General features: G+C 67.4%; 22 protein-coding genes. 11 read left to right on the top strand and 11 right to left on the bottom strand.

Annotation, left to right across the window (positions count from 1 at the left end; genetic code table 11):
• Positions 1–3 precede the first annotated feature (3 nt).
• Genes A5775_RS05730 through A5775_RS05720 form a run of 3 tightly spaced genes read right to left on the bottom strand, consistent with a single transcriptional unit; the run spans position 4 to position 3,098 of the window.
• On the bottom strand, positions 4–2,502 hold the full coding sequence (locus tag A5775_RS05730) for a TNT domain-containing protein (protein ID WP_067248865.1): 2,499 nt from the start codon (positions 2,500–2,502) through the stop codon (positions 4–6).
• Positions 2,503–2,506: 4 nt separating this feature from the next.
• Complete coding sequence (locus A5775_RS05725) at positions 2,507–2,797, bottom strand: WXG100 family type VII secretion target (RefSeq protein ID WP_067248861.1); 291 nt, start codon at positions 2,795–2,797, stop codon at positions 2,507–2,509.
• On the bottom strand, positions 2,790–3,098 hold the full coding sequence (locus tag A5775_RS05720) for a WXG100 family type VII secretion target (protein WP_067249041.1): 309 nt from the start codon (positions 3,096–3,098) through the stop codon (positions 2,790–2,792). The genes A5775_RS05725 and A5775_RS05720 overlap by 8 nt, the downstream gene beginning before the upstream one ends.
• Positions 3,099–3,158: 60 nt before the next feature.
• Between A5775_RS05720 and A5775_RS05715 the strand changes: the two genes are divergently transcribed.
• From A5775_RS05715 to A5775_RS05685, 7 genes are all read left to right on the top strand, one after another.
• Positions 3,159–3,428, top strand: coding sequence for a glutaredoxin family protein (locus A5775_RS05715; protein WP_067248858.1), 270 nt, complete (start codon positions 3,159–3,161; stop codon positions 3,426–3,428).
• Positions 3,429–3,543: 115 nt separating this feature from the next.
• A complete protein-coding gene (locus A5775_RS05710) occupies positions 3,544–4,914 on the top strand; it encodes a glutamyl-tRNA reductase (protein WP_067248855.1) in 1,371 nt (456 codons plus the stop codon).
• A gap of 13 nt (positions 4,915–4,927) precedes the next feature.
• A complete protein-coding gene (gene hemC, locus A5775_RS05705; protein WP_067249039.1) occupies positions 4,928–5,875 on the top strand; it encodes a hydroxymethylbilane synthase in 948 nt (315 codons plus the stop codon).
• A 23-nt stretch (positions 5,876–5,898) separates the two neighbouring features.
• Complete coding sequence (locus A5775_RS05700; protein ID WP_067248852.1) at positions 5,899–7,554, top strand: uroporphyrinogen-III synthase; 1,656 nt, start codon at positions 5,899–5,901, stop codon at positions 7,552–7,554.
• The gene (hemB, locus tag A5775_RS05695; protein ID WP_082952889.1) at positions 7,554–8,534 is read left to right on the top strand and encodes a porphobilinogen synthase; all 981 of its coding nucleotides are present in this window, start codon (positions 7,554–7,556) and stop codon (positions 8,532–8,534) included. The genes A5775_RS05700 and hemB overlap by 1 nt, the downstream gene beginning before the upstream one ends.
• Before the next feature lies 1 nt (position 8,535).
• On the top strand, positions 8,536–9,108 hold the full coding sequence (locus tag A5775_RS05690) for a DUF3093 family protein (protein ID WP_231995114.1): 573 nt from the start codon (positions 8,536–8,538) through the stop codon (positions 9,106–9,108).
• Positions 9,105–9,365 (top strand): hypothetical protein, encoded by a 261-nt coding sequence (locus A5775_RS05685; RefSeq protein ID WP_067248843.1) that lies wholly within the window; start codon positions 9,105–9,107, stop codon positions 9,363–9,365. The genes A5775_RS05690 and A5775_RS05685 overlap by 4 nt, the downstream gene beginning before the upstream one ends.
• Here A5775_RS05685 and A5775_RS05680 read toward each other — a convergent pair.
• Positions 9,349–9,789, bottom strand: coding sequence for an STAS domain-containing protein (locus A5775_RS05680; protein ID WP_067248839.1), 441 nt, complete (start codon positions 9,787–9,789; stop codon positions 9,349–9,351). The two genes, A5775_RS05685 and A5775_RS05680, sit on opposite strands and share 17 nt — an antisense overlap.
• Before the next feature lie 355 nt (positions 9,790–10,144).
• Here A5775_RS05680 and A5775_RS05675 point away from each other — a divergent pair, with 355 nt between their 5' ends.
• The gene (locus A5775_RS05675; protein ID WP_067248835.1) at positions 10,145–11,383 is read left to right on the top strand and encodes an acyltransferase; all 1,239 of its coding nucleotides are present in this window, start codon (positions 10,145–10,147) and stop codon (positions 11,381–11,383) included.
• Positions 11,384–11,472: 89 nt separating this feature from the next.
• Positions 11,473–12,159 carry a GDSL lipase gene (locus A5775_RS05670; protein WP_067249032.1) on the top strand — a complete coding sequence of 229 codons (687 nt, stop codon included), beginning with the start codon at positions 11,473–11,475 and terminating at the stop codon, positions 12,157–12,159.
• Here the strand turns inward: A5775_RS05670 and A5775_RS05665 are convergent.
• The 4 genes from A5775_RS05665 to A5775_RS05650 form a co-directional block, all read right to left on the bottom strand.
• Positions 12,156–15,458 carry a LuxR C-terminal-related transcriptional regulator gene (locus A5775_RS05665; protein WP_082952888.1) on the bottom strand — a complete coding sequence of 1,101 codons (3,303 nt, stop codon included), beginning with the start codon at positions 15,456–15,458 and terminating at the stop codon, positions 12,156–12,158. The two genes, A5775_RS05670 and A5775_RS05665, sit on opposite strands and share 4 nt — an antisense overlap.
• An 88-nt stretch (positions 15,459–15,546) precedes the next feature.
• A complete protein-coding gene (locus A5775_RS05660; RefSeq protein WP_067248832.1) occupies positions 15,547–15,732 on the bottom strand; it encodes a hypothetical protein in 186 nt (61 codons plus the stop codon).
• Positions 15,729–17,852 (bottom strand): acyltransferase family protein, encoded by a 2,124-nt coding sequence (locus A5775_RS05655; protein WP_082952887.1) that lies wholly within the window; start codon positions 17,850–17,852, stop codon positions 15,729–15,731. Before A5775_RS05655 ends, A5775_RS05660 begins: the two co-directional genes overlap by 4 nt.
• 52 nt (positions 17,853–17,904) lie before the next feature.
• Positions 17,905–18,768: an esterase family protein gene (locus A5775_RS05650; protein WP_197512362.1), complete on the bottom strand. Its 864-nt coding sequence runs from the start codon at positions 18,766–18,768 to the stop codon at positions 17,905–17,907.
• 337 nt (positions 18,769–19,105) lie between these two features.
• Between A5775_RS05650 and A5775_RS05645 the strand changes: the two genes are divergently transcribed.
• Both A5775_RS05645 and A5775_RS05640 read left to right on the top strand, forming a co-directional pair.
• On the top strand, positions 19,106–20,251 hold the full coding sequence (locus A5775_RS05645; protein ID WP_067248821.1) for an LLM class flavin-dependent oxidoreductase: 1,146 nt from the start codon (positions 19,106–19,108) through the stop codon (positions 20,249–20,251).
• A 5-nt stretch (positions 20,252–20,256) separates the two neighbouring features.
• On the top strand, positions 20,257–21,609 hold the full coding sequence (locus A5775_RS05640) for an MFS transporter (protein WP_067248818.1): 1,353 nt from the start codon (positions 20,257–20,259) through the stop codon (positions 21,607–21,609).
• Here the strand turns inward: A5775_RS05640 and A5775_RS05635 are convergent.
• The 3 genes from A5775_RS05635 to A5775_RS05625 are packed head-to-tail and all read right to left on the bottom strand — an operon-like array spanning position 21,606 to position 25,585.
• Positions 21,606–22,793 carry a cytochrome P450 gene (locus tag A5775_RS05635; RefSeq protein WP_067248815.1) on the bottom strand — a complete coding sequence of 396 codons (1,188 nt, stop codon included), beginning with the start codon at positions 22,791–22,793 and terminating at the stop codon, positions 21,606–21,608. The genes A5775_RS05640 and A5775_RS05635 overlap by 4 nt on opposite strands.
• Positions 22,780–24,186, bottom strand: coding sequence for an AarF/ABC1/UbiB kinase family protein (locus tag A5775_RS05630; protein ID WP_067248812.1), 1,407 nt, complete (start codon positions 24,184–24,186; stop codon positions 22,780–22,782). Before A5775_RS05630 ends, A5775_RS05635 begins: the two co-directional genes overlap by 14 nt.
• On the bottom strand, positions 24,173–25,585 hold the full coding sequence (locus tag A5775_RS05625) for an AarF/ABC1/UbiB kinase family protein (protein ID WP_231995113.1): 1,413 nt from the start codon (positions 25,583–25,585) through the stop codon (positions 24,173–24,175). Before A5775_RS05625 ends, A5775_RS05630 begins: the two co-directional genes overlap by 14 nt.
• Positions 25,586–25,652: the final 67 nt, after the last annotated feature.

Below are 25,652 nucleotides of genomic sequence, written 5' to 3'. Positions count from 1 at the left end.
CTCCTAGCGATAGTATTCCTTTAAGAACCCTGTATCGATAAGTTGTTGGACGCTCGCCTCCGCGCCTTCCGGAGCCAGTATAAGGAGCTGAGGTTCACCGCCTGGGTGGCCAAACCATGGTGCTGCTTTCGAAAATTCGATCTTCCAACCCGCCGGAAGGCCGACAGTCGCATCTACTTTATAAGCGTGATACAGCTTATCGAGACTCGTGTGAGGCAGCGCACGTCCCTCGTACGGGGCACCTTCAAAAGCAAGCCAGTTTCCGGCTGGATGTCCAACACGATCTAGCCATTTTCCGTGCAATGATGCAATTTCGGAGGGCGTAAGGGTGCGGACTGTTCCCGGAATAGCATATGGCTTTGCGGGATCATCAACATCCGGATACCTTAGGTTGCCGTTTTCATCTTCAAAGAGTTCTCGGTATTGCGCTTCGGAAAGGTCGCCGAACTCTTTCGCTTCGGGGAAAACGTCCCTGGCCTTGGGCGGATCATGGTCGCCGCCGTCACCGTGGTGATGATCACCGGGCGTATCGCCGTCATCACCGGGGTGGGGGTCGTGCGGTTGATCGCCGTCGCCAGGGGGATGGCCGCCACCAGGTTGATGGGGCCCGCCACCGTCGCCAGGCGGATGCGAGCCGTTGCCGTCGCCGGGCGGATGGTGAGCCCCGCCATGCGGATCGACAGGATGAGCGGTGGGTTCACCGCCGTGGGGAACCTCACCCAGGCCGGGAGGTGCTTCGGCGGGGATCCCGCCTGCCATGGGAGCAGACGGCGGCGTCGGCAGGTGCGGAGCCGCCGCGGCTGCGGGCGCGGACCCTGGTGGGGGACCGGCGTGGGGAGTCGGCGCAGCCGGAGGTCCGGCGGGAGACGCCGGAACGTGGGCGGGCACGGGCTCGGGTGGTTTTGAATGAGGGACCGAAGCGTCCCCAGCGGGCGAGGGCGCCGGGCGCTTGTCCCCCGACTCTGGCGGGACCGCAATGGGTTTCGGTTCGCCGCTGTGAGGTGTCTCGCCAACGGGCGGCTTGGATTCCGTCGGGCTGTGCGGCAGGGGGCCGTCGGCGGGTCCCTGCGCTGGTTTGCCCGTGGGCGCCGGTTGGCCCGATTCGGGCGGCTTGGGACCGGTAGGTGGCGGCTCGGCCGGAGGCTTAGCGGTGGGGACTTTGGGAATTTCGGGTGGCTTCTTCAAGCCTTTCAGCGCATCCGCCGCGGTGTGCCCGACTTTGCCCAGCTTGGAGAGCGGTCCACCGGGCAAGGCCAGAGTTGCCGCGTCGAAAATCGATTTTCCGAGTGCTTCGGCGGGGTTTTTGCCCCACTCGTCCCAGTGCGTGATGTCCTTACCCAGTGCTTTCCACGACTCGGCGACTCCGGGCCCTCCGTCAGGCCCCAAGCCGACGAGCGTCCCAGCCCCCGCAACCATGCCGCTCATGGTTTCGCCGTAGCCCTTCGGGTCGAGCACCGCGTGGAATTGACTGATCTCGTACACACCTTTGAGGAAATCCCAGCCCTCGACGCCGATTCCTTTGAATGTCTGGCCGACCTGATTGAGTGCCCGCCCCACCGGGGTGCCGTGCAAAAAGTGGTCCCATTCTTTACTCGCCCAGTGAGCCATATCTTCTGTCGTGGCGGCGGCCGCTGACATCGTCGCCTCGATCTGGCCGCCCAGCGTTTCGGCTTCCTGGGAAAAGCTGTCAACCACCGTTTTGATGTCGTCGGCGATCCTTTTGATCTCGTCTTCGTCTTCATCGGTCAGGAGATCCCAGACCTCTTTGATCCCGGTCAGCGGATCGCAGATGCGGGACAACAGATCCAGGATCGCCGCGTGGACCTTGTCGATCTTGGCTGCGTAGCTATTGAGTTGCGCGGCGATCGTTTGGCATTGCCGTGCAACGCTGGTCGTGGCGCCAGACGCATCAGTCAACGCCTTGTTGATGGCGGCGGCCTCGGGAATCTGCTGCGCGGCAATGGCGGCCATCGTGCCTCCGCCTGCCGCGATCTCGGTCGTCATGAAGTTGACGCCCGCAGTCGTCCACGCCGCCGCGGCGGCACGCAACTTCGCCGAATCGCCAGTGGGCCAGATCATTCCGATATACGGCGCGACCCAGCCCCAGCCCGCCGGGGCGCCGCTACCGGCACCGACGGCCGACGGCGGCGAAGCCCCGCCGGTCAACGGGGCCGTGACCGGCGGTGTTGGCAGACCCCAGGCGCGGCCCGTCACATCCGACATCGCCTCGGCGAGCGCATAGTTGTGTGCCGACATCCGCACGCCGTCGCCGATGCTGCACAGCCCGTTGCGGGTACTGGTCATCGCCTCGATCACCTTGGCCGCTGCACCGTTGTAGGCGCGGCCCAGCGCAGCACCGACGGGATCGTCACCGGCCATGCCCGCGCTGCCGGCGAGCGCGGTGGTCAAGGTCGAGATCACCGATCCCAACGAAACGCCGGTGGACAGTACTGTGGCGCCGGCGCGGTCTAGGGCAGTCGGGTCACACGCCAGCGGCGCCATGTATTCACGACCACATACCGAGATTCGTCGACATCGCGCCGGTGTAGTTGCCGTGCGCGGTGGTGGCCACTTTCTCCAGTTGCGCCAGCGCTTCGCGCATCATGGCCTCACCGCGCACCCAGTGCTGATGTGCCTCGGCGTGGGCCGCCGCGGCCTCACCCGTCCACGTCCCGTGCAAACGGGTTACGCGAGAATCGATTTCGGCAATCATGTCTTCGGCGTAGCGTTGAAACGCCGCCATCCGCTGCACCGCGTCGGCCAACGCCTGCGGATCAACCCGAAACGCCTCAGCCATCGCGCACCGACCGCTCCGCCTGGGCGGACCCGGCCTCGTTGCTCTGGTACGCCCCGGCGGCCTGGCCCACCAGATGCGCCAGCATCGACAACCCGAGCTCGACCTCGTGGGCGCCCTTGTGCCACAGCTCCCACGCGGACCCGTATGCGCTGCCTGCCGCGCCCTGCCAACCACCCAACATCTGACCCACCTGGCCGTCGAGCTGGGACAGTTGAGCCGAAAGATGCTCGGCCGCACCGCTCAGCGAGACGGCGGTGCCCTGCATCACCACCGGATCGACCCGCACAGTGTTGTCGGCCATAAACCGGAACATAACTCCTGGTAGGCGGCCCCACAAGTCGCCGATGACACACTGGTGCCCATGACTCAAGCCACCGGCCGGCCGCAAGTGGAGTTGCTGACCCGCGACGGGTGCACCATCTGCGAGCGCATCCACGCCCGGCTGGTCGAACTGGCCGGTGAACTGGGCTTCGACCTGACGACGACCGACGTCGACGCCGCCGCGGCGGCCGGCGACCCCGCGCTGCGGGCCGAGTTCGGTGACCGGCTGCCGGTGATCCGGCTCGACGGCCGCGAGCACAGCTACTGGGAGATCGACGAGCCACGATTGCGCTCGGATCTCGCCCGCTGAGGGGGCGGCCGGGTGGGTGCCGGGCAATTATTTGGTAGCCCAGCTGATAAACGTTTACCGTGGACAGCAGTTCAGTTACTGGAGGAAGCAAGGGAGCTGGCCAGGTGATGCTGCCGTGAGCGTCTTGCTCTTCGGGGTTTCGCACCGCAGTGCGCCGGTCTCCGTCCTGGAACAACTCAGCATCGACGAATCCGATCAAGGCAAGATCGTCGACCGGGTGTTGCAGTCGCCGCTGGTGACCGAGGCGATGGTGCTGTCGACATGCAACCGGGTCGAGGTCTATGCGGTGGTGGACGCGTTCCACGGCGGGCTCGCGGTGATCGGGCAGGTGCTGTCGGAACACTCCGGGATGTCGATGACCGACATCACCAAATACGCCTACGTCCGGTACAGCGAGGCCGCCGTCGAGCATCTATTCGCGGTTGCCAGCGGCCTGGATTCGGCGGTGATCGGAGAACAGCAGGTGCTCGGGCAGGTGCGTCGCGCGTATGCCACAGCCGAGACCAACCGCACCGTCGGCCGCGTCCTGCACGAGCTGGCCCAACGGGCGCTGTCGGTCGGCAAGCGGGTGCATTCCGAAACCGCCATCGACGCCGCTGGCGCCTCCGTGGTGTCGGTCGCGCTGAACATGGCCGAACGCCGGCTGGGCGGGCTGTCAGGCCGGACCGCTGTGCTGGTCGGCGCCGGCGCCATGGGCGCCCTGGCCGCGGCGTACCTGTCTCGCGCCGGCATCGCGCGGGTCCACGTGCTCAACCGGTCGCTTTCCCGGGCGCAGCGCCTGGTCCGCAAGATCCGGGAAACCGGTGTGCGGGCCGACGCGCTGCCATTGGAGCAGCTGGCCGACGTCCTGGCGGACGCCGACGTCGTGGTCAGTTGCACGGGGGCGGTGAGCCCGGTGGTCTCCCTGGCCGACGTGCATCACGCGCTCGCCGCTGCCAACCGCGACGAGGCAAACGACCCGTTGGTGATCTGCGACCTGGGCATGCCGCGCGACGTCGACCCGGCGGTGGCCGGGCTGCCCGGCGTGTGGGTTGTCGACGTGGACCGCGTCCAGCATGAGCCCTCGGCCCACGCCGCGGCCGCGGACGTCGACGCCGCCCGCATCATCGTGGCCACCGAAGTCGCTGCCTACCTGGCCGGCCAGCGGATGGCCGAGGTCACGCCGACGGTGACGGCGCTGCGTCAGCGCGCGGCGGATGTGGTCGAGGCGGAGCTCCTGCGCCTGGACAACCGGCTTCCCGGGCTCGCCAGCGCGCAGCGCGAAGAGGTCGCCCGCACGGTGCGGCGGGTCGTGGACAAGCTGCTGCACGCGCCGACGGTGCGGATCAAGCAGCTCGCCAGCGCCCCCGGCGGTGACAGCTATGCCGAGGCGTTGCGCGAGCTTTTCGAGCTCGACCAGACCGCCGTTGACGCCGTCGCCGCGGGCGAATTGCCGGTCATCTCAAACGGATTCGACGCGGGCACCCCGCAGCAAACCGCCGAGTAGCCGATTGGCGAACGTGATCCGGATAGGCACCCGGGGCAGCTTGCTGGCCACCACCCAGGCCGGGCTCGTCAGGGACGCCCTGATCGCCCTGGGACATCCGGCGGAGCTGGTGACCATCACCACCGCCGGGGACCGGTCGTCGGGGCCCATCGAATCCCTCGGGGTGGGTGTCTTCACCACCGCACTGCGCGAGGCCATGGACGAGGGCCGGGTTGACGCTGCCGTGCACTCCCACAAGGACCTGCCGACGGCCGACGATCCAAGGTTTGCTGTGGCGGCCATACCTGTGCGCAACGACCCCCGTGACGCCGTGGTAGCCCGGGACGGGCTGGTGCTCGGGGAGTTGCCGCCCGGTTCGCTGGTGGGCACCTCCTCGCCGCGCCGGGCCGCGCAGCTTAGAGCATTGGGTCTCGGTTTGGAAATCCGCCCCCTACGAGGCAACCTAGATACCAGGTTGAACAGGGTAAGCAGTGGTGATCTTGACGCGATCGTGGTGGCCCGGGCGGGTCTGGCCCGAATTGGTCGCCTCGATGACGTCACCGAGACGCTAGAGCCGGTGCAGATGTTGCCAGCACCGGCTCAAGGCGCGCTCGCCGTCGAATGCCGTGCCGGCGACAGCTGGTTGGCGGCAGTGCTGGCGGAGCTGGACGACGCGGACACGCGGGCGTCGGTCACCGCGGAGCGAGCCCTGTTGGCCGAACTGGAGGCCGGTTGCTCCGCACCGGTGGGCGCGATCGCTGAAGTGGTCGAGTCCATCGATGAGGAAGGCCGGATCTTCGAAGAGCTGTCGCTGCGTGGCTGCGTGGCGGCGCTGGACGGGTCCGACGTGATCCGCGCGTCCGGCATCGGCACTCCCGGTGGGGCACGAGAGCTTGGGCTTTCGGTCGCCGCGGAGCTGTTCGAGCTTGGCGCTCGAGAGCTGATGCGCGGAGCGCAGCAAGACCCGACGCGAGGAAATTAAGTGCGAGTTTCGTGGGAGCGACAATGACGACGCGAGGGCGTAAGCCGACACCCGGCCGCATCACCTACGTGGGCTCCGGCCCCGGTGACCCCGGACTGTTGACGACCCGGGCCGCCACGGTGCTGACGAACGCCGCTTTGGTGTTCACCGACCCCGACGTGCCTGAGCCGGTGCTGGCGCTGATCGGCAAAGACCTGCCGCCGGTTTCCGGACCGGCCCCGGCGGATCCGGCCGCCTCCAACGGCGACGGCGCCGACCAGGGCCAGGTGCAACCGGCGGTGATCTCCGGCGGCCCCGATATCCGCCCGGCGCTGGGCGAGCCCGCCGAGGTCGCCAAGACACTGACCCACGAGGCGCGGACCGGTGTCGACGTGGTGCGGCTGGTGGCCGGTGACCCGCTGACGGTTGACGCCGTCATCACCGAGGTCAACGCGATCGCGCGGAGCCATCTGCACATCGAGATCGTGCCGGGGCTGGCGCCCACCAATGCGGTCCCGACGTATGCGGGGCTGCCGCTGGGCTCGTCGCACACGGTCGCCGACGTGCGGGGTGACGTGGACTGGGAGGCGCTGGCCGCGGCGCCCGGCCCGCTGATTCTGCAGGCCACGACGTCGCATCTGGCCGAAGCGGCGCGCACCCTGATCGAACATGAGCTCGCCGAGAACACGCCGTGCGTGGTGACCGCCCAGGGCACCACCTGCCAGCAGCGTTCCGTCGAGACGACGCTGCACGGCTTGACCGACTCGGCCGTGCTGGGCGGTACCGACCCCGCCGGCCCGCTGACCGGTCCGCTGGTGGTGACCATCGGCAAGACAGTCTCCAGCCGGGCGAAGCTGAACTGGTGGGAGAGCCGCGCCCTGTACGGCTGGACCGTGTTGGTGCCTCGCACCAAGGACCAGGCCGGCGAGATGAGCGAGCGGCTGACGTCCTACGGCGCGCTGCCGATCGAGGTGCCGACCATCGCCGTCGAGCCGCCGCGCAGCCCGGCCCAAATGGAGCGGGCCGTCAAGGGATTGGTCGACGGCCGGTTCCAGTGGGTGGTGTTCACGTCCACCAACGCGGTGCGTGCGGTATGGGAGAAGTTCGGCGAGTTCGGTCTGGACGCGCGCGCTTTCTCCGGGGTGAAGATCGCCTGTGTGGGCGAGTCGACCGCCGACCGGGTCCGGGCGTTCGGGATCAGTCCCGAGCTGGTGCCCGCCGGCGAGCAGTCCTCGCTGGGTCTGCTCGACGACTTCCCGCCCTACGACAGCGTTTTCGATCCGGTCAACCGGGTGTTGCTGCCGCGCGCCGACATCGCCACCGAGACGCTGGCCGAGGGTCTGCGCGAACGTGGTTGGGAGATCGAGGATGTCACCGCCTACCGGACGGTGCGGGCAGCCCCGCCTCCGGCGGAGACGCGGGAGATGATCAAGACCGGCGGGTTCGACGCGGTCTGCTTCACCTCCAGCTCCACGGTGCGCAACCTGGTCGGTATCGCCGGGAAGCCGCACGCGCGGACGATCATCGCCTGCATCGGCCCCAAGACCGCCGAGACCGCCGCCGAGTTCGGTCTGCGGGTGGATGTCCAGCCCGAGACCGCCGCGGTCGGTCCGCTGGTTGACGCCTTGGCCGAACACGCCGCGCGGTTGCGCGCCGAGGGCGCGCTGCCACCGCCGCGCAAAAAGAGCCGCAGGCGCTAGTGGCGTACCCGCGGCACCGTCCGCGTCGGCTCCGCTCAACCCCGGCGTTGCGCCGTTTGGTCGCGCAAACGTCCTTGGAGCCAAGGCAATTGGTGCTGCCGATGTTCGTCGCCGACGGCATCGACCAACCACGGCCGATCGCCTCGATGCCGGGGGTGGTGCAACACACCCGCGACTCGTTGCGCAGCGCGGCCGCCAGTGCCGTCGCCGCCGGGGTGGGCGGGCTGATGCTGTTCGGTGTACCGCGCGACGAGGACAAGGACTCGGTGGGGTCGGCCGGCACCGACCCCGATGGCATCCTCAATGTCGCCCTGCGCGACTTGGCCAAGGACCTCGGTGAAGCCACGGTGTTGATGGCCGATACTTGCCTGGACGAGTTCACGGACCACGGTCACTGCGGCGTCCTCGACGACCGCGGCCGGGTCGACAACGACGCCACCGTGGCCTGTTATGTGAAACTCGCTGTGGCGCAAGCTGAATCGGGGGCTCACGTGGTGGGTCCGAGCGGGATGATGGATGGCCAGGTCGGCGCGATTCGCGACGGGCTGGACGCCGCCGGCCATACCGACGTGGCGATCCTGGCCTACGCCGCCAAGTTCGCGTCGGCGTTCTACGGCCCGTTCCGGGAGGCCGTCAGTTCCAGTCTGTCCGGAGACCGGCGGACCTACCAGCAGGAAACGGGCAATTCCCGCGAGGCGCTTCGCGAAATCCAGCTCGATCTGGACGAGGGCGCCGACATTGTGATGGTGAAGCCGGCATTGGGTTATCTGGACGTAGTGTCTGCGGCGGCCTCGATTTCGCCGGTCCCGGTGGCCGCCTACCAGGTGTCGGGGGAGTACGCGATGATTTGCGCTGCGGCCGCGAACAATTGGATCGACGAGCGCGCCGCGGCGCTGGAGTCATTGATGAGCATCCGGCGCGCCGGAGCCGATATCGTTCTCACCTATTGGGCCGCGGATGCGGCAGGGTGGCTCTCGTGAGATGGGGCTTGCTTTGACATCAGAGACGACCACAAGCGACACCCCACCGAGGCCGTTGTTCTACGAGCCCGGCGCCAGCTGGTGGTGGGTGGCGTGCGGCCCGGCGGCGGCGGGGGCCATGGTGCTGGTCGAAATCTGGAGCGGTGCCAAGCTGTCGCTCGTGGTGCCCGCGATCTTCTTGGTCCTGGTGTCGGCGTTCGTGGGGTTGCAGGTGAAGGCGGCGCGGATCCACGTCTCGGTCGAGCTCACCGAAGACGCCTTGCGCCAAGGCACCGAGACCATTCTGGTGCGCGAAATCGTCAGGGTGTATCCCGAGCCCGAGAACCACGAGGCCTCCGGCAAGGAGCTGGCACGCTGGCAGTCGGCGCGGGCGCTCGGCGAATTGGTCGGGGTGCCGCGCGGGCGGATCGGTATCGGCCTCAAGCTCACCAATGGGCGCACCGCCCAGGCGTGGGCGCGTCGTCATCGCCAGCTGCGGGCCGCCCTGACCCCACTGGTCCAAGAGCGGGTGGAGCCCACCCGATCCGACGTCATCGACGGCGACCGTGACGACGACAGCGGGCCGGCGCAATGATCGCCAGCTACCGCGCGGTGGTCGAGCTCGTCGTGGCGGTTGCCGCGCTGGCGGGCTCGGGGGTCGGCTGGACGCGCTCGCATCACACGGTGGCCATCGCACCCATCGCAGAGGGGCAGCCCTTCACCGCGTCGGTGGTGTATGACCCGCAGCTGTTGCTGCTGACATTGGTGCTGTTGACGAGCGCCGGGGTGCTGGCGGTCGTCGGAGCGGCCAGGCTGCGGCGTGCGCGCTCTGGCGCTACGACCTCTTCCTGACCAGCGGCAACGCCATCCGGCGGCGAAGCACGATGGCGTCGGCCCGATCGCGCAGCGCCTCGTGAACCGAGCGCATCAGCGGAAAACTGGCGTCATGACCGGTGTCTTCGAGCACCTCGGTGACCGCTGAGCTGGCCACCAGCGTCCAATCCACCCCCGCGGCGCGACAGTCGGCGTCGAACGCGTACAACAGCGAGATAGCGGCCTCAGCAAATTGGCTGACGTCGGCGACGTCGAGGACCAGAGGGTGTTCCCCGAGCGTGAAACGCCGAATGTGGTGACTGAGGCTGTCGACGTTGCCGTCGTCGATTTTGCCGCGGATATGCACCACCGTCGCCAGGTGGCGGTAGTGCGCGCGCACCTGAGCGCCTTCACACTCGAAGACGCAGTTGTCGTGGCGACTCCCGGCGCCTGCGATCGTCATGAGGACCCCTCACTCTCCGTGCCGCTCGCGCTGGCCCTGGGGGCGCCTCCCCGCTCTCCAAAGCTGCCATAAACGCTAGGCCGCAAGCCTAAGGAGACCGGTAGCCGCGCCTAACTCTTTGCTAAGAAGCGAATGAGCTTTGCCGGCCGAGCAAACTTCCATCATTGGCGGTGAGCATTCCGGGCGGCCCTGAAGGCCGTGTGCCACACCACAACCGTCCCCGCATGTCCGCGATTGCGCTGCTAGGCTGCCATGGCTGCCGGTTGCTAGTCGGGGGGCTTGCGAAATGGCGAGATCGCCCGCTCAGCCGGGATTGCAGGAGAACGAAACAGCAGATCCAGACGGGAAGAGCAGCGTGCGCGGCGGAGAGATCCGGGGCGAAATCAAGGCCCTGACGGGACTCCGTATCGTCGCAGCGCTCTGGGTGGTGCTGTTTCACTTTCGGCCGATGCTCGGGGACGCGTCGCCCGATTTCCGCGATGCGCTGGCACCCGTGCTCAACTGCGGCGCCCAGGGCGTCGACCTCTTCTTCATCCTCAGCGGGTTCGTGCTGACGTACAACTATCTCGACCGGATGGGCCGGTCCTGGTCGACCCGTGCCACCCTGCACTTCCTGTGGCTGCGACTCGCCCGGGTATGGCCGGTGTATCTGGTCACGTTGCACCTCGCCGCTCTGTGGGTGATCTTCACCCTGCACGTCGGTCATGTGCCGTCGCCGGACGCCGCTTCGCTCACCGCGATCAGCTACGTGCGCCAGATCCTGTTGGTGCAGTTGTGGTTTGTGCCGTTCTTCGATGACTCGAGTTGGGATGGGCCGGCCTGGTCGATCAGCGCGGAATGGCTGGCGTACGTGCTCTTCGCCCTGATGGTGTTGGTGCTATTGCGGATGAAGCAGGCCACGAGGGCGCGCAGCCTGATGGTGCTGGCGTTCGCGGCGTCGTTGCCGCCCGTGGTGATGCTGCTGGCCAGCGGACACTTCTACACGCCGTGGAGTTGGCTGCCCCGGATCGTCACGCAGTTCACCGCCGGCGCCCTGGCGTGTGCCGCCGTGCGCAGATTGCGGCTGACCGAGCGTGGCCGCCGCGCCGCGGGGTACATCTCGCTGCTTCTCCTGGCCGCCATGGTGGGCGTCCTGTATTGGTTTGGCGCGCACCCGATATCCGGGGTGGTGGAAAACGACAGCGGCGGCGTCGTCGACGTCTTGTTCGTTCCGCTGGTGATCTCGCTGGCCGTCGGGCTGGGGAGCCTTCCGCGGGTGCTGTCGACCCGGGTGATGGTGTACGGCGGCCAGATCTCGTTCTGCCTGTACATGGTTCACGAATTGGTGCATACGTCCTGGGGCTGGACCGTGGAACAGTTCGAGCTCGCAACGCAGGACAACCCGTGGAAATGGAACGTGATCGGCCTGCTCGCGATTGCCGTGGTCCTCTCGATCGTGTTGTATCACGCCGTCGAGGAGCCCGCCCGCCGTTGGATGCGCAAAATGGTCGACGTCAGGGCCGTGCACGCGAGAAGTGATCCCGGCGAATCAACGAATGGCAAGCCGCATCCGATCGACCGTCCGCTGGAAGCGATTTCGGTCCGCGCGGTGTGATGGCCGTTTTGCGCCCGGCCGCGATTCACGGGCAGTATTCGATGAGAACACCGCGGCACCCGACCATGCCGTTGACAGTGGAGGTAGGAGTGAGTCGTCTGGCCACCTTTCTCATTGGGTTGAGTTTTCTGGGGGGCGTGGGCATCGCATACCCGCCGCAGGTGCGCACTTACGAGACGCTGACGCTGGACTTCCGGCTGAATCACCTGGCCGTCATCGGGGATTCGTACACCACCGGCACCAATGAGGGTGGCCTGGGCCCGCGGTCGTGGCCGTCCCGCGCGTGGCAGGCGCTCGGCTCGCGCGGTTCGCGGGTCTCGGCCGATGTGGCGGCCGAGGGCCGCGCCGGTTATGGCATGCCCGGCGACCACGGCAGTATCTTCGAGGACCTGACCGCGAGGGCGGTTCAGCCCGATGACGCGCTGGTGGTGTTCTTCGGCTCCCGCAACGACCAGGGTGTCGATCCCTTGTTGCTGACCGAAAAGACGCACGCCGCTTTGGATCTGGCGCGCCAACTCGCGCCGGCCGCGCACTTGCTGGTGATCGGCCCGCCGTGGCCGACCGCCGACGTCCCGCCCTCGATGTTTCTGGTTCGCGACATCCTCGGCGGGGCGGCCGGGGCCGCCGGAGCAACGTTCATCGACCCGATCGCCGAAGGCTGGTTCGTCGGCAGACCCGACCTGATCGGTGCCGACGGCATACACCCGAACGACGCGGGGCATCAGTACATGGCGGACAAGATCGCACCGCTGATCCGTACCCAGCTGTCGACCTAGGCGTGGCGGGTCGCTTCCCGGGCGAGCTGGACCCGCGATGACACGGCGAGTTTGGCGTAGACGTGCGTCAGATGGGTCTGCACGGTGCGCGGCGAGATGAACAGCCGCGCCGCGATGTCTTTGTTGGGCAATCCCTCGCTGACGAGCCGGATGACGTCGCGTTCGGTGGGCGTCAGCGACTCCCAGCCGCTGGCTGGGCGCCCGCGCGCCCCGCGACCCCGCTGCGCGTAGCCGATGGCCTCGCCGGTGGTCAGCGCGTTACCTTCGGACCACGCGGTGTCAAAGTTTAGTTGTCCCAGGGCTTCTCGGAGGTGTGCCGCCGATGCGTCATAGGCTTTATCAAAGACCTTGAAGCGCACCTCGCCGTGGCGCTGCCGCATGCCGTCGGCCGCGCCGAGAAGCCGCGCGGCATGCTCGGGGTTGGTGTCGGCGGCCAGGGCCGCGAGGCACTCGAGAGCGTCGGGCAGGTGGAGGTGCCCGCCGGTGCGCTCGGCGACCTCGACGGCGTCGTGCAGGTCGCGCTCGGCCTGCTGCTGCTCACCCTGCGCGACGGCGACCCGGGCGCGCGCGATCAGCGCCATCATCCGATGCCAGCCCGGAACGGCCGGGACCGTCTCGTCGGCCCAGCGGCGGGCGGCGGCGAGATCGCCGCAGCCCATGGCGGACTCGGCCATCGGCACCGTGCTTCTGGTCAGCAGCTCCTTCAGCGGATAGGTGTGTCGCCAGGCCGCGTCGCAGGCCTGCTTGGCGGCGACGGCATCGCCTCTGGCAAGCGCGGCATTGGCCACGGCCGCGTATGCCGAGTCCTCGTGGAACCCGCCCAAGGTGGCCCCGACTTCCAGGGCGGCTTCGGCAGCCGTGCTCGCTGCCGCGGGATCGCTGAATGAAAGCACCTGCGCCAATATGATCAAACCGAACGTTTCCATCGGGCGGTCGTGGGCCGCGCGCGCCTCCTCGAGCAGCGAACTGGCTACCAGGTGCCCCTCGGCGAGCTTGCCCTGCGTCGCCAGCGCACCCCCGAGGAACGTCCGGCTGTACCGGGACATGAAGCTGTCGCCGAGTGCGTCGGCGAGGTCTCGCCCCTCCTCGCCAGCGGCCTGCCCAGCGATGGGGTCTCCCGCGGCACCTTCGGCGAAGCTCTGGTAGGCGCGCAGGTGAGACAGCGCGGCAGTATTTCCCGACGCGCGAGCCAGGTCCGTGGCCTCGGCGAGATAGGGGTCCGCCAACTCGGGGTTGCCGATGGCCAGCATGCCGCAGGTCATCAGGATGTGCGCAACGAGTGCCTGGTCTTCGAGTTGGCGGGCGGCGGCGAGCGCCTCGTCGGCTCGCTGCAGGCTGGCCGGGACGGAGAACCATACGGCCAGCAGTCCCGCGTCGGCCACCCCCCGTATCCAGATCTCGGCGGCGACGTCATCGTCGTGGTAACGCTCATCGGCGAACACCGCGTCGAACCCGGCGAGGCCCTCGCGGAATCGCCCGCGCGTCACCCATAGCCGCTGCAACGCCGACACCAGTTGCAGCGCCGGCCCGAACTCCGCGGAATCGCAACTCCAGGCATGCGCCGCCCGCAGGTTGTCCATCTCGAGCTCGGCCCAGGGGATCAACGGCGTTCCGTCACCGCCCGTCTGGGATTCGAGCCTGACCGCGGCGGCGGTGTAGTGGTCGCGGTGGCGGGTCCGCACGACCTCGGCTTCGCCCGATTCAGCAAGCTTTTCCAGGCCGTACTGGCGGACGGTCTCCAGCAGGCGGTAACGCATCATGGCGTCGACTTCCTCGGTGACGATCAGCGACTTGTCGACGAGCAGTCCGAGCAGATCGATGAGCTGAAAGTTCTCCACCTCGGTGTCGGCGCCAACGGCGTAAGCGGCGTCGAGGTCGAAGCCACCCATGAATACCGCCAAGCGGCGAAACAGAATACGTTCCGGCTCGGTGAGCATGGCGTGCGACCAGTCGATGGAGGCGCGCAGGGTCTGTTGACGGCGGACCGCGGTGCGCGCGCCCCCCGCGAGCAGGCGGAAGTTGTGATGGAGACCGTCGACGATCTGGATCAGCGACAGCGTGCGGATCCGCGCGGCGGCCAGTTCGATCGCCAGCGGCATACCGTCCAGGCGTTGGCAGATCTCACCGATCGCAGTCGAATTCTCCTCGGTGAGTTGGAAATCCGGCCTCGTGCGGCGGGCACGGTCGACGAACAACGTGAGGGCGTCGCCGTCCGCCGATAGCGACGGCACCCGCCAGGTCAGCTCCCCGGCGATGCCGATCGACTCGCGGCTGGTGGCCAGCACCGTCACATCCGGGCCGGCGTCCAGCAGGGCGATCGCCAGGGCCGCGCTGGCGTCCAGCAGGTGCTCGCAATTGTCCAAGAGCAGCAACATCTTTCGGTTCGCGACAAATTTTGCCACCGCCTCCATGGTGGAGCGGCCCGGCTGGTCGATAAGGCCCAGGGTGCGTGCCAGGACGACGGGCACGACGACGGGATTGGTGACCGGCGCCAGGTCGACAAACCAGACCCCGCCACCGAACTCCCGTGCCGCTTCGGCGGCGACCTGGATCGCCAACCGGGTCTTGCCGACTCCGCCGGCCCCGGTCAGGGTCACCAACCTGTTCTCTTTCAACAGCTGCGTGATGTCGCCGATCTGCGGGCCGCGGCCCACGAAGCTCGTCAACTGAACCGGAAGATGTGCTCCGGCAACGTTATTAGCAATGCGCAGTGGTGGGAAGTCGTTGCGCAGGTCGGGATGGTTGAGTTGCACGACCCGCTCCGGACGGGGCAGATCCCGCAACGGGTGCTCACCCAACTCGGTCAGCCACGCATCGGCCGGTAGCCGGTCGATCACCAACGGCTCGGTCGCGCCGGACAGCACGGTCTGCCCGCCGTGGGCGAGGTCGCGAAGTCGCGCTGTCCGGTTGATGGTGGGCCCGGCGTAGTTGCCGGCGTCACGCAACTGGACCTCTCCGGTGTGTACGCCGATGCGCAGTCTGATGGGCGCCAGCGCGGCCAGCTGCAGCCCCAGCGCGCAGGCGACGGCGTCGCTGGCGCGGGCGAACGCGAGCACGAAGCTGTCGCCCTCGCCCTGTTCGACCGGCCGCACCCCGCCGTGCGCGACGACCAGGTCGTCCACGGTGCGATTGAGGTGCTCGAGCGCGGTCGCCATGACCTCGGACTGTGTTTCCCACAACCGCGTGGAGCCTTCGACGTCGGCAAGCAGCAACGTCACGGTCCCAATCGGCAGCTCGCTCACGCTTTGCTCGCTCCAGTCCACCAGCGGCGTATCGATCTCGCTCATGTTAGCCAGCATGCGGACACGCCGAGGCCCAAAACATCGGCATAAGTGCGTAGACCGCGACCGCGACCGCGCGCATTTACCGCCTGGGGATCCCGGGGGGTCAGTCTTCCGCGTGCCGCTCGTAGTCCCATCGCTCCAGGCGCGCCTGCAACTGCATGAGGCCGACGCCGGCGACGGGCGCGACGACTGCGATGCAGGCCAGCAGCAGCGGAGACATGTCTAAGACCTCCAAAAACCCTTCACTGATCTGACGTTCGTTCGCCGCAAGAAGTTCATCGCCGTTCACCCGTCCGCCAGGGCGCGGTCGGCCAGCGCACCCATCAGCGGTGTCACCAACTGCGCATACTCGGTCGTCACGTGGTTGTCGTCGCGGAACACGAGGGTGTTGCCGACGATCAGCGGGCAGCGGTCGGGAGAGCAGAACAGGTCGGTCAGGTCGGCGTAGCGCCCGCCGTTGCCCGTCGTCGCCGTCTGCTCGGCGGCGATCCCGTCACCGTTTACCGCCGCGGATCTTGTTGGCGCACAAGCGGTTGCGTCATCGAGGTGGGCGGACAGGCAGATCGGCGCGGACGCATGCGGATCGGCGGCGGGCCCCAGCACCAGGACGGTCGCGCCGGTGCCGCGCAACTGCGCCACGGTGCGCCCCAGGGTGTCGATCCAGGCCGGGTCGTAGGAGGTGAAACCGAAGTCCCCGCCGTAGCGCCGGCTCATGTCCAGCACGATCAGCCGCGGGTGTTCGGCGTTCATCCGGCCCACGATCTGGGCGCGCCACTGTTCGCATTCGGTGTACTCGCGGCCCAGATAGGGGCTCACGATGTGCAGGTCTTGCAGTGGGCAGGTCACCTTGGCCAGCGTCTCCAGCCGCCAGTGCCGCTGCTCGGCAAGCTGCTCGAACGCCGGGTTCCACATGGCCGCGTGCGAGTCACCGATCAGGGCGACCGTGGTCGGCGAGGCGATGTCGCCGGTCGCGCACTCGCTTTGGCCGACGTCGCGCCAAGACCGCACGCAGCCGTTGACGAACACCGCGGCCTTGTCGGCCGGCGCCTTGGCGAGGGGCGGGTCGAGGTTCGACGGGACAGCGCCCAGCCCGGCGGCCGCAGCGAGGATGACGCGCGCCTGGTCGAAGGCCTGACGGACCGCCGCCTCCTGGGGGCTGAGCGCGGGGACGCCGGTCGGGGCCGCCGCGACGATGTTGGCCCGCGGGGCGGCAACCCCGTGGCCGACGGGCGCGGGGATCACGTTGAGCAGCAGCATGCATGCGCAGGCGGTGGCCGCGCTGGCCCCACCCGCCACGGCGATGCTGACCTTCGCCGATCGGCGCAGCGCCGCGGCGAAGCGGCCGGGGTTTTCCACCAGATGCAAGGTGATGACGGCCAGCCCGGCGGAGACGGCCGTCGCGCTCAACCGGGCCGGCAGTCCTGCCGGCTCGCCGAGCAGCGCCGGCATCAGCAGCAGCACCGGCCAGTGCCACAGGTACCACGAGTAGGAGATCCGGCCGATGGCGCGCATTGCCGGGCGGCACAGCAGGCGGCCGGCCCCGAGGCCGCCGGTGACGGCGCCGCCGCCGATGATCAGCGCGGTGCCCAGCACGGGCAGCAGCGCCTCGACGCCGGGGTACGGGGTGTGGGCGTTGAGCTGGGTGCAGGTCAGCAGGATCAACGCCAGGCCGCCCCAGCCGGCGATCGACGCGGTCAGCAGCGACAGCCGGCGCCACTGCTGGATCGACAGGGCCACCAGGCCACCGGCCGCCAGTTCCCAGGCCCGGGTGGGCAGCGAGAAGAACGCCCACGACGGCGACGTGTGGGTCCACAGCGCGCCGGCGGTCAACGACGCGGCGGCGACCACCGCGAGGACCGCGGCGTACGGTGCTGCGCGCTTCGCGGTGCCGCGCAGGATCGGGATGCGCTGGATCAACCACGCGGTGGCGATGATCAGCACCGGCCACGCGAGGTAGAACTGCTCCTCGACGCCCAGTGACCAGTAGTGCTGGAACGGCGACGGCGCGTCGGCGGTCAGGTAGTCGGTGCGGTGCAGGGCGAACCGGTAGTTGCCGACGTACAGGGCGCTGGCGATGCCGTCGAGGAACACGCTGCGGGCCTGCAGCGGCGGCAGCACCGCGGCGGCAGCGATGGCGGTGACGGTGCCGACGATGGCCGCAGCCGGCAGCAGCCGCCGGGCACGCGCACCGTAAAACCGGCTCAGCGCAACGGTATTCGTGTCGGCCGCTTCCCGAAAAAGCAGCCCGGTGATGAGGAAACCGGAGATGACGAAGAAGACATCGACCCCGATGTAGCCGCCGCTGACTCCCGGGATGCCGGCGTGGTAGAGCACGACGGCGATCACCGCGACGGCGCGCAACCCCTCGATGTCAGGCCGGAATCCCCTTCGGGAAGTCCGCCGCTCCACCTGGTGTGGGCTGCTGGCGACTGATTCCTCCCGAATGGTCATCGTCGTGGGCTCAGGTCGCCATCCAGGCCAGTTCGCCGGGTAGTTGGCTGCGCCAGTAGGCGACGTCGTGTCCGCCGAGCGAGAAGCTGCCCGCCGGTTGCGTCTTCAACTGGTAGATGAATTGCTTTGTGGCGAAATAGAAGCGATCGAAGTTACCGCAGTCCACGCGCAGCGGAATCGAATTCAGCGCCGGCAGACCCATCACGCTGTTCTGCACGAAGTCCTCGTTGCTGTCGAACGCGCCCGGGGCGCTCGTCGCGTACGAGGTGTACAGGGCGGGGCTGATCGCGCAGATACCGGCGGTCCGTGACGGCCCCAGCTTGGCGCCCAGGCGAAGCGCCCCGTATCCGCCCATTGACCACCCCATGAAACCGACCCGGGAGGTGTCGAAACCCATCGTGGACAGCATCGGCAGCAGCTCGTCGAGCACCATCGCACCGGAGTCCTCGCCGGAAGTCCTTTTGTGCCAGTAGGTGTTGCCGCCGTCGACGCCGACGACGGCGAACGGCGGCTTGCCCTCCTTGGCCAGTCGGGCCAGGCCGTCCGGGACGCCCAAGTCGATCATCTGGTTGGCGTCACCGTCCACACCGTGTAGCGCGATCACCGGACGCAGCATCCCGGTCTGGCCGGGTGGCATGGCGATCACATAGTTGGTCTTGATGCCCCCGCGGGCGGCTGACACGAATGATCCGGTGCGCCTGCTCGGCAGGGCGCTGCCCGCCGTCGGCGGCTCGAACGGGGCGGGAGTCTGCGGCAACGTCGCGGCGCGCGACGTGTCCGGAGCCAGCAGCGAGCTGAATGCGAACACGCCGGCGGCTCCGAGGCTGGCACCGGCGCCCATCCGGAGCACCGCCCGGCGTGTGAGGTCAGGCATGATCGCAATGATGCCGCGTTGAGCGGGTATTACCCGCCGAGCCACGCCGTATTGGAAGCATTGTGTGATCTGGCGTGACCATTCGGTCACGAAGCGGTGACCTTGTCGGGCGCCGGGTTGTGACGTCGCTCGAGATCGGTACACATCGTAGCGCCGGCGGCGCTGGTCGCCACAATCCAAAGCATTGCGATCGTATTGCCTTCTGGCGCAGCCGGAGACATCACGGGGCCGTGATGTTCGCCGGGGATGCAATCTCGAAGGTTTCAACCCTCGCCCGTCGGCGGCCGATTAACAACGATGGAGCTTGCTGTGTACAGAGCCGAAAGAGGATTTTGAATTGAGTCTGGCATTCCATTGGTTCCTGCCGACCTATGGCGATTCGCGGAACCTGGTCGCGGGCGGGCACGGCACGCCAATGTCCGGCGACCGCCCCGCCACGCTGCGGTATCTGCACCAGATCTGTACGGCCGCCGAAGACAACGGTTTCGAAGCGGTTCTCACCCCGACCGGATTATGGTGTGAGGACGCGTGGTTGACGACGGCGATGCTGGTCGAATCGACCGAAACCCTGAAATTTCTGGTGGCCTTTCGTCCCGGCCTGCTCAGTCCCACCCTGGCGGCCCAGATGGCCGGGACCTTCCAGCGGCACTCGGACGGACGACTGCTGCTCAATGTCGTCACCGGTGGTGAACCGCACGAGCAACGGGCCTACGGGGATTATCTGCACAAAGAGGCTCGGTATGCGCGCACCGCCGAGTTCTTGCATGTGGTGCGGCAGCTGTGGACCTCGAAGGAGCCGGTGACGTTTGCCGGGGAGCACATCCGAATCGAGGGCGCGCAGCTGAACAACCCGCCCAACCCCGTACCGGCGGTGTTCTTCGGCGGGTCGTCGGAAGCCGCCGGGCCGGTGGCGGCCAAGCACGCCGACGTGTATCTCACCTGGGGCGAACCGCTGACCGCGGTCGCCGAGAAGCTGGACTGGGTCTGTGGGCAGGCCGTCGACGCCGGCCGAATTCTGCGGTACGGCTTGCGGATTCACGTGATCAGCCGTGATACGGCCGCGGAAGCGTGGGCCGAGGCCGACCGGCTGCTGTCCGCGATCGACCCGGCCGACATCGAACGGGTCCAGGACAGTCTGGCGCGCAGCGAATCCGAGGGCCAGCGCCGCATGCGGGAGCTGCACGGTGGCGACAGCAGCAAATTGCTGGTCGCGCCGAACCTGTGGGCCGGCGTGGGTCTGGTGCGCGGGGGAGCGGGCACCGCCCTGGTCGGATCACACGCCGAGGTCGCCGAGCGGCTGGCCGAATACGCGAAATTGGGGATCACCCACTTCATCTTGTCGGGCTATCCGCATCTGGAAGAGGCCTACTGGTTCGGCGAGGGTGTGCTGCCGATTTTGGAGCGAATGGGTTTGTGGCAACACCCCAACCGTCAGTCGCACCCGGGCGGGGCGACACCCTTCGCGATCGCCTCGGCGCACTGACGGCCATGGCAGCCACGTTGCCGGCATCGGCGCCCGCCGCCCGGGTGGCCGAGACGTATGCGGTCGAGGAAAGCTCCGAACAGCGGCGCCGTCGGCTGCGCATCGTCGTCGCCGCAAGCCTTTTGGGCACCACGGTCGAGTGGTATGACTTCTTCCTGTATGCCACCGCTGCCGGACTGGTCTTCAACAACGTGTTCTTCCCCAACGAGAGTTCTTTGGTGGGAACATTTCTGGCGTTCGCCACATTTGCGGTCGGGTTTGTCATGCGGCCCATCGGAGGCCTGGTGTTCGGCCACATCGGGGACCGGATCGGTCGCAAACGCAGCCTGGCGCTGACCATGCTCATCATGGGCGGCGCGACGGCGTTGATCGGCGTGTTGCCCACGGCCGCACAGATCGGGGCGTGGGCGCCGGTACTGCTGTTGGTGTTGCGCGTACTGCAGGGCTTTGCGCTCGGCGGCGAGTGGGGCGGTGCGGTGCTGCTGGCCGTCGAACACAGCCCCGACGACCGGCGCGGTCGCTACGGGGCCATCCCACAAGTGGGGTTGGCGCTCGGGCTGGCGTTGGGCACGGGAATATTCGCGGTCCTGCAGATTGTGTTGGGGCCGACGCGGTTCCTCGCCTACGGGTGGCGCATCGGCTTCCTGCTGAGCCTGCTGTTGGTCGTGATCGGCATCGTGGTGCGGTTGCGGGTCGACGAGACACCGGCATTTCGGGAGCTGCGCGACCTGCAGGCCGCATCCACCGTGCCGATTCGGGACATCGTCCGCGAGCCCCGTTCGCGGCGGAACACGGTGCTCGGCTTGCTGTCGCGGTGGGCGGAAGGGTCGGCGTTCAATACCTGGGGCGTTTTCGCCATCAGTTATGCGACCGGCGCGTTGGGACTGAATCGGGTGTCGGTCCTGGTCGCCGTGACCATCGCCGCGTTGCTCATGGCGGTGCTGCTGCCGATCTCGGGACGTTTGACCGAACGCTTCGGCGCGCGGCGGGTGTATCTGATTGGCATTGCCTGCTACGGCCTGACGGCCTTTCCCGCCTTCGCCCTGTTCGGCACCAAGAACCTGCTGTGGTTCGGGCTGGCGATGATCATTGTTTTTGGCGTCGTGCATGCCCTTTTCTATGGTGCTCAGGGCACGCTGTACTCCGCGCTGTATCCCACGAGCACCCGCTATACCGGGCTGTCGTTCGTCTACCAGGTCTCGGGCATCTATGCCTCCGGGGTCACACCGATGATCTTGACCGCGCTGATCGCGGCGCTCGGTGGTACGCCGTGGCTGGCCTGCGGGTATCTGGTTGCGACAGCGGTCATTAGCGTGATCGCCACGGCGTTGATCCGCGACCGCGACTTGTATCTCTAGGGAGTGCCGAGGGCGCAGAGAAGCGATTGAGGTCCGCGGATGGCCGGGTTGTCGCGCCATATCGGTATGCCGCGCAGCGCAGCTCCGCGGGCCAGGATGTGTTGCAGCGCAGTGCGGATCTCGAGCCGGGCGAGCGCGGCTCCGAGGCAGTAGTGCGCGCCGTAGCCGAAGGAGAGCGGGGCCGGGCCTGCCCGGCCCGCTTGGAATTGGCTGGCCTCGCGGAAGATAGCTGGATCCCGGTTGGCGGCGGCGAGCACGACCAAGACCGGTTCGCCGGCGCGAATCGTGGTGCCGTCAAGGACGTGGTCCTGGGTGGCGGTTCGTGTGACGGCCTGGACCGGGCCGTCGAGGCGCAGCAGCTCGGTGACCAGTCCGTCGTCGACGGCATCGATGAGGTCGATCGGCCGAACACCGTCCGGCGCCGGCGCCAGGAGCCGAACCATGGCCGCGCCGAGGAGGTTTGCGGTGGTTTCATGTCCGGCGATGGCGATCACGATCGCGGTGATGACGACGTCGTCGAGCTCTAGGTTTGGGTCGGCGCTGATGAAACTCAATAGGTCGTCGCCTGGATGGCGGCGACGGTCGGCCGCGAGCGGAAGGAATTCGGTCAGCAGGGCCGCCACGGCGGCCGTTCCCGCCTCGACGGCATCGACATCGTTGAAATCACCCAGCATTGCGCTGATCGCCGGTGATTCCGCACGCAACAGTCGCGTCGAGTCAACGTCCAAGCCGAGCCACGCCGCCGCTACCGCGATCGGTAATGGCAGCGCGACCTCGGTCATGAAGTCGAAATCTGCTCCGGCGGTGAGGGGATCGATGGTTTGGGCGGCAATGGCATCGACGCCCTGCTCGAGTCCGCTGATGAATGATCGCGTGAAGACGTCGCGGACGGCGCCGCGTAGCCGGACGTGGTCTACGCCGTCGGTCAATAACATGTTGCGCCGCAGCATGTCCGGGTCGGCGGACCGGGCACCGGCGGGGGCGTTGGGGTTCGCCAGGGGGTCGCTCGTCCAGCCCGTCCCGCCGAGAATCTGCCCTGCGAGATGGTAGCCGAGAACAAGCCATGCCTTAAGCGAGTCATCCCACACGACGTCGCCCTCCTGCCGCCGCCGCTCGTAATAGGGAAAGGGGTCGGTGGCATCCCACGGTAGCCGTTGGGCCGATTGGATTTCAGGGGTGGTCATGATGGTCCAAAGCACCGGGGAGACCACGCTCGCGCACCCAGGCGTGGTGCAGCTTGCCCAGTTCGGTGATGGGCTCGGCGACGCCGTCCATGTCGTCGTAGATGGCCCGAATCGGCAGCGTTGCGTGCAGACCGGCCGCGATGCTGTTGAAGGCGAGAATGATCCGGGAGGTGAAAACGTGCTCTGGGGGCAAAGTCACCTTGGCCGCCGGATGGTCGCGGCCGCGGACATCGAAGAATCCGCCGACGATCCGCGAGACCGCGTCGGGAGTGAACGTCACCGGTTGCGGCATGGTCATCGGATAGTTTGTGTACGAGACCCATTGCTGCAGTTCATCGGTGGTCAGTGTTGAGTCGGCTGCGATGAATCCCAATTGGATCAACAGCTCGCGGCTGTCGCTCACGCGTCCGTCGATGGCTGCGCGTAGACAGGCCACCCACAACCATCGCTGTCTCTCGGGAAAAATGGTGGCGCAACCAAAGTCGAGAAAGCCCACAGTGCCGTCAGCGTTGAAGCGATAGTTGCCCGGGTGGGGATCGGCATGCACCAGGTTGGCGTGCCGGAAATTGCCATTTGAGAACCGCGCCGTCACCTCGGCCCAGGTGTTCTTCAGGTCCTGGTCGGCTCCGTGCGCGGCGGCGTAATCCAGCCCGTCGAGATAGGTCATCGTCAGCACCCGGTCGCTGGACGCCTCCGGGATGGCCCGGGGGATACGGATGAATGGGTGACCGCGGTAGAGATCGCTGAACGCGGTGATGGTGGCCGCTTCGTGGCGGTAGTCAACTTCCTCGGCAATCCGTGCTGACGCTTCGCGCGCCAGGCATTTGATGTCGACCTTCATTCCTGCCGCCGCAACCATGAACCTCAGAAACGTCGCGACCAGCTCGGTGTTGGCCAAATCGTCGCGGATCGCCTGGGCTACACCGGGATACTGAATTTTCACGACAACCTCGCGGCCATCGCGCAATACCGCCCGATGTACCTGTCCGACGGATGCCGCTGCCATCGGCTCATCGCAGAGATCCGCGAAGTGCCCTACCGCGCAACCGAGTTCGTCGCGCAAGACCTTTCGCACCAGCGAAGCGCGCATCGGCGGTGCATCGGCCTGCAGCCGGGCCAAAGCCTTCTGATAGGGCCAGAACCCGCCGGTGCCGAGTGCGCGGGCATCGACCATCGACAAGATCTGCCCGGCCTTCATCAGCACGCCCTTGGAATGCCCCAGCAATTCGGCATAGCGTTCGGCGGTGCGCTCGTGGAATTGCTCCACCGCGCCGCCGTTGCCGGCCTTCTCCCGCATTCCGGCCACCAGCCGGCCGCCTGCGGCGCGGGCGGTGAAGCCGGCCAGCGGCATCGGGCGCCGGATACGCCCGCGTGGGACGTCAGAGTTGGTCATGATGGTCCAAGGCTCCGGGGAGACCACGCTCGCGCACCCAGGCGTGGTGCAGCTTGCCCAGCTCGGTGATGGGCTCGGCGACGCCGTTCATGTCGTCCCAGATGGCCCGGATCGGCAGGCAGGCTTGCAGGCCGGCCAGCACGCTATTGGAGGCGAGCGTGATCCGAGTGCTGAAGACGAACTCTGGCGGCACCGTCATCTGGGCGAGCGGGTGATCTACATCGCGTACATCCAAGGACCCGGCGATCGTGCGGGCGACGGTGTCCGGTGTGAACGTGACCGGTTGAGGCAGGTTCATCTCATGGACAAAGCCCGAGATCCACTGTTGCAGATCGTCGGCGCTCAGTGGTGAATCGGCAGTCATGAAGGCCAATTGGGTCAAGAGTTCGCGGCAGTCGTCGAAACGACCCTCGATGCCAGCGCACTGAAACGACACCCACAGCCAGCGTAGCTTCTCGGGAAAAGTCGTGGTGCAGCCGAAATCCAGGAATCCGACGCTGCCGTCGGCATTGAAGCGGTAATTACCCGGATGGGGATCGGCATGCACCAGGTTGGCGTGTCGATAACTGCTATTGGTGAACCGGGTGATCGCCTCGGCCCACGTGTTTTTCAGGTCATGATCGGCAAGTTGTGCGGCCGGGTAATCCATGCCGTCCAGGTAAGTCATCGTCAGCACGCGATCGCTCGACGCTTCGGGTATGACGTCGGGGATGCGAATAAAGGGGTGATCACGGTAGAGCTCGCTGAACGCGGTGATGGTCTCCGCTTCGTGGCGGTAGTCGACCTCCTCGGCAATGCGCGCGGCGGCCTCGCGAGCGAGAGTCCGGATGTCGAGCTTGATCCCTGAGGCCGCCGTGACAAACCGCATGAACGTCGCCAGCAGCTCGGTGTTGGCCAGGTCGTCTCGGATCGCCCGCGCGACACCGGGATACTGAATCTTGACGACAACTTCACGGCGGTCCGACAGCACCGCCCGGTGCACCTGACCGACCGACGCCGCGGCCATCGGCACCTCGGAGAACTCAGCGAAATGCCGTACGGCAGAACCCAATTCCTCGTCGAGGACTTTGCGAACCAGCGTCGGATGCATCGGCGGTGCGTCCGCTTGCAATCGGGCCAAGGCCTTTTGATACGGCCAATAGCCTCCGGTGCCCAGCGCCCGGGCGTCGACAACCGACAGGATCTGGCCGGCCTTCATCAGCACGCCCTTGGAGTGGCCGAGCAGTTCGGCATAGCGCTCAGCGGTGCGCTCGTGGAATCGCTCGACCGCGCCGTCGTCGCCCGCCTTGTCCCGCAGCCCGGCCACCAGCCGACCCCCTGCCGCACGGGCGGTGAAGCCCGCCAGCGGCATGGTCCGGCGGATGCGCCCGCGCGGCACGGAGCCGTCGTGCTGCGACATCCAGTCCTCCCGCGTGGTCAGGGCCGTAGTAAAGTGTTATCTTGCTAAATGTAAGTGATCACTTTGG

Source organism: Mycobacterium sp. 852002-10029_SCH5224772 (assembly GCF_001667315.1).
GTDB lineage: Bacteria > Actinomycetota > Actinomycetes > Mycobacteriales > Mycobacteriaceae > Mycobacterium.
This window is presented reverse-complemented; position numbering and strand designations above follow the sequence as displayed.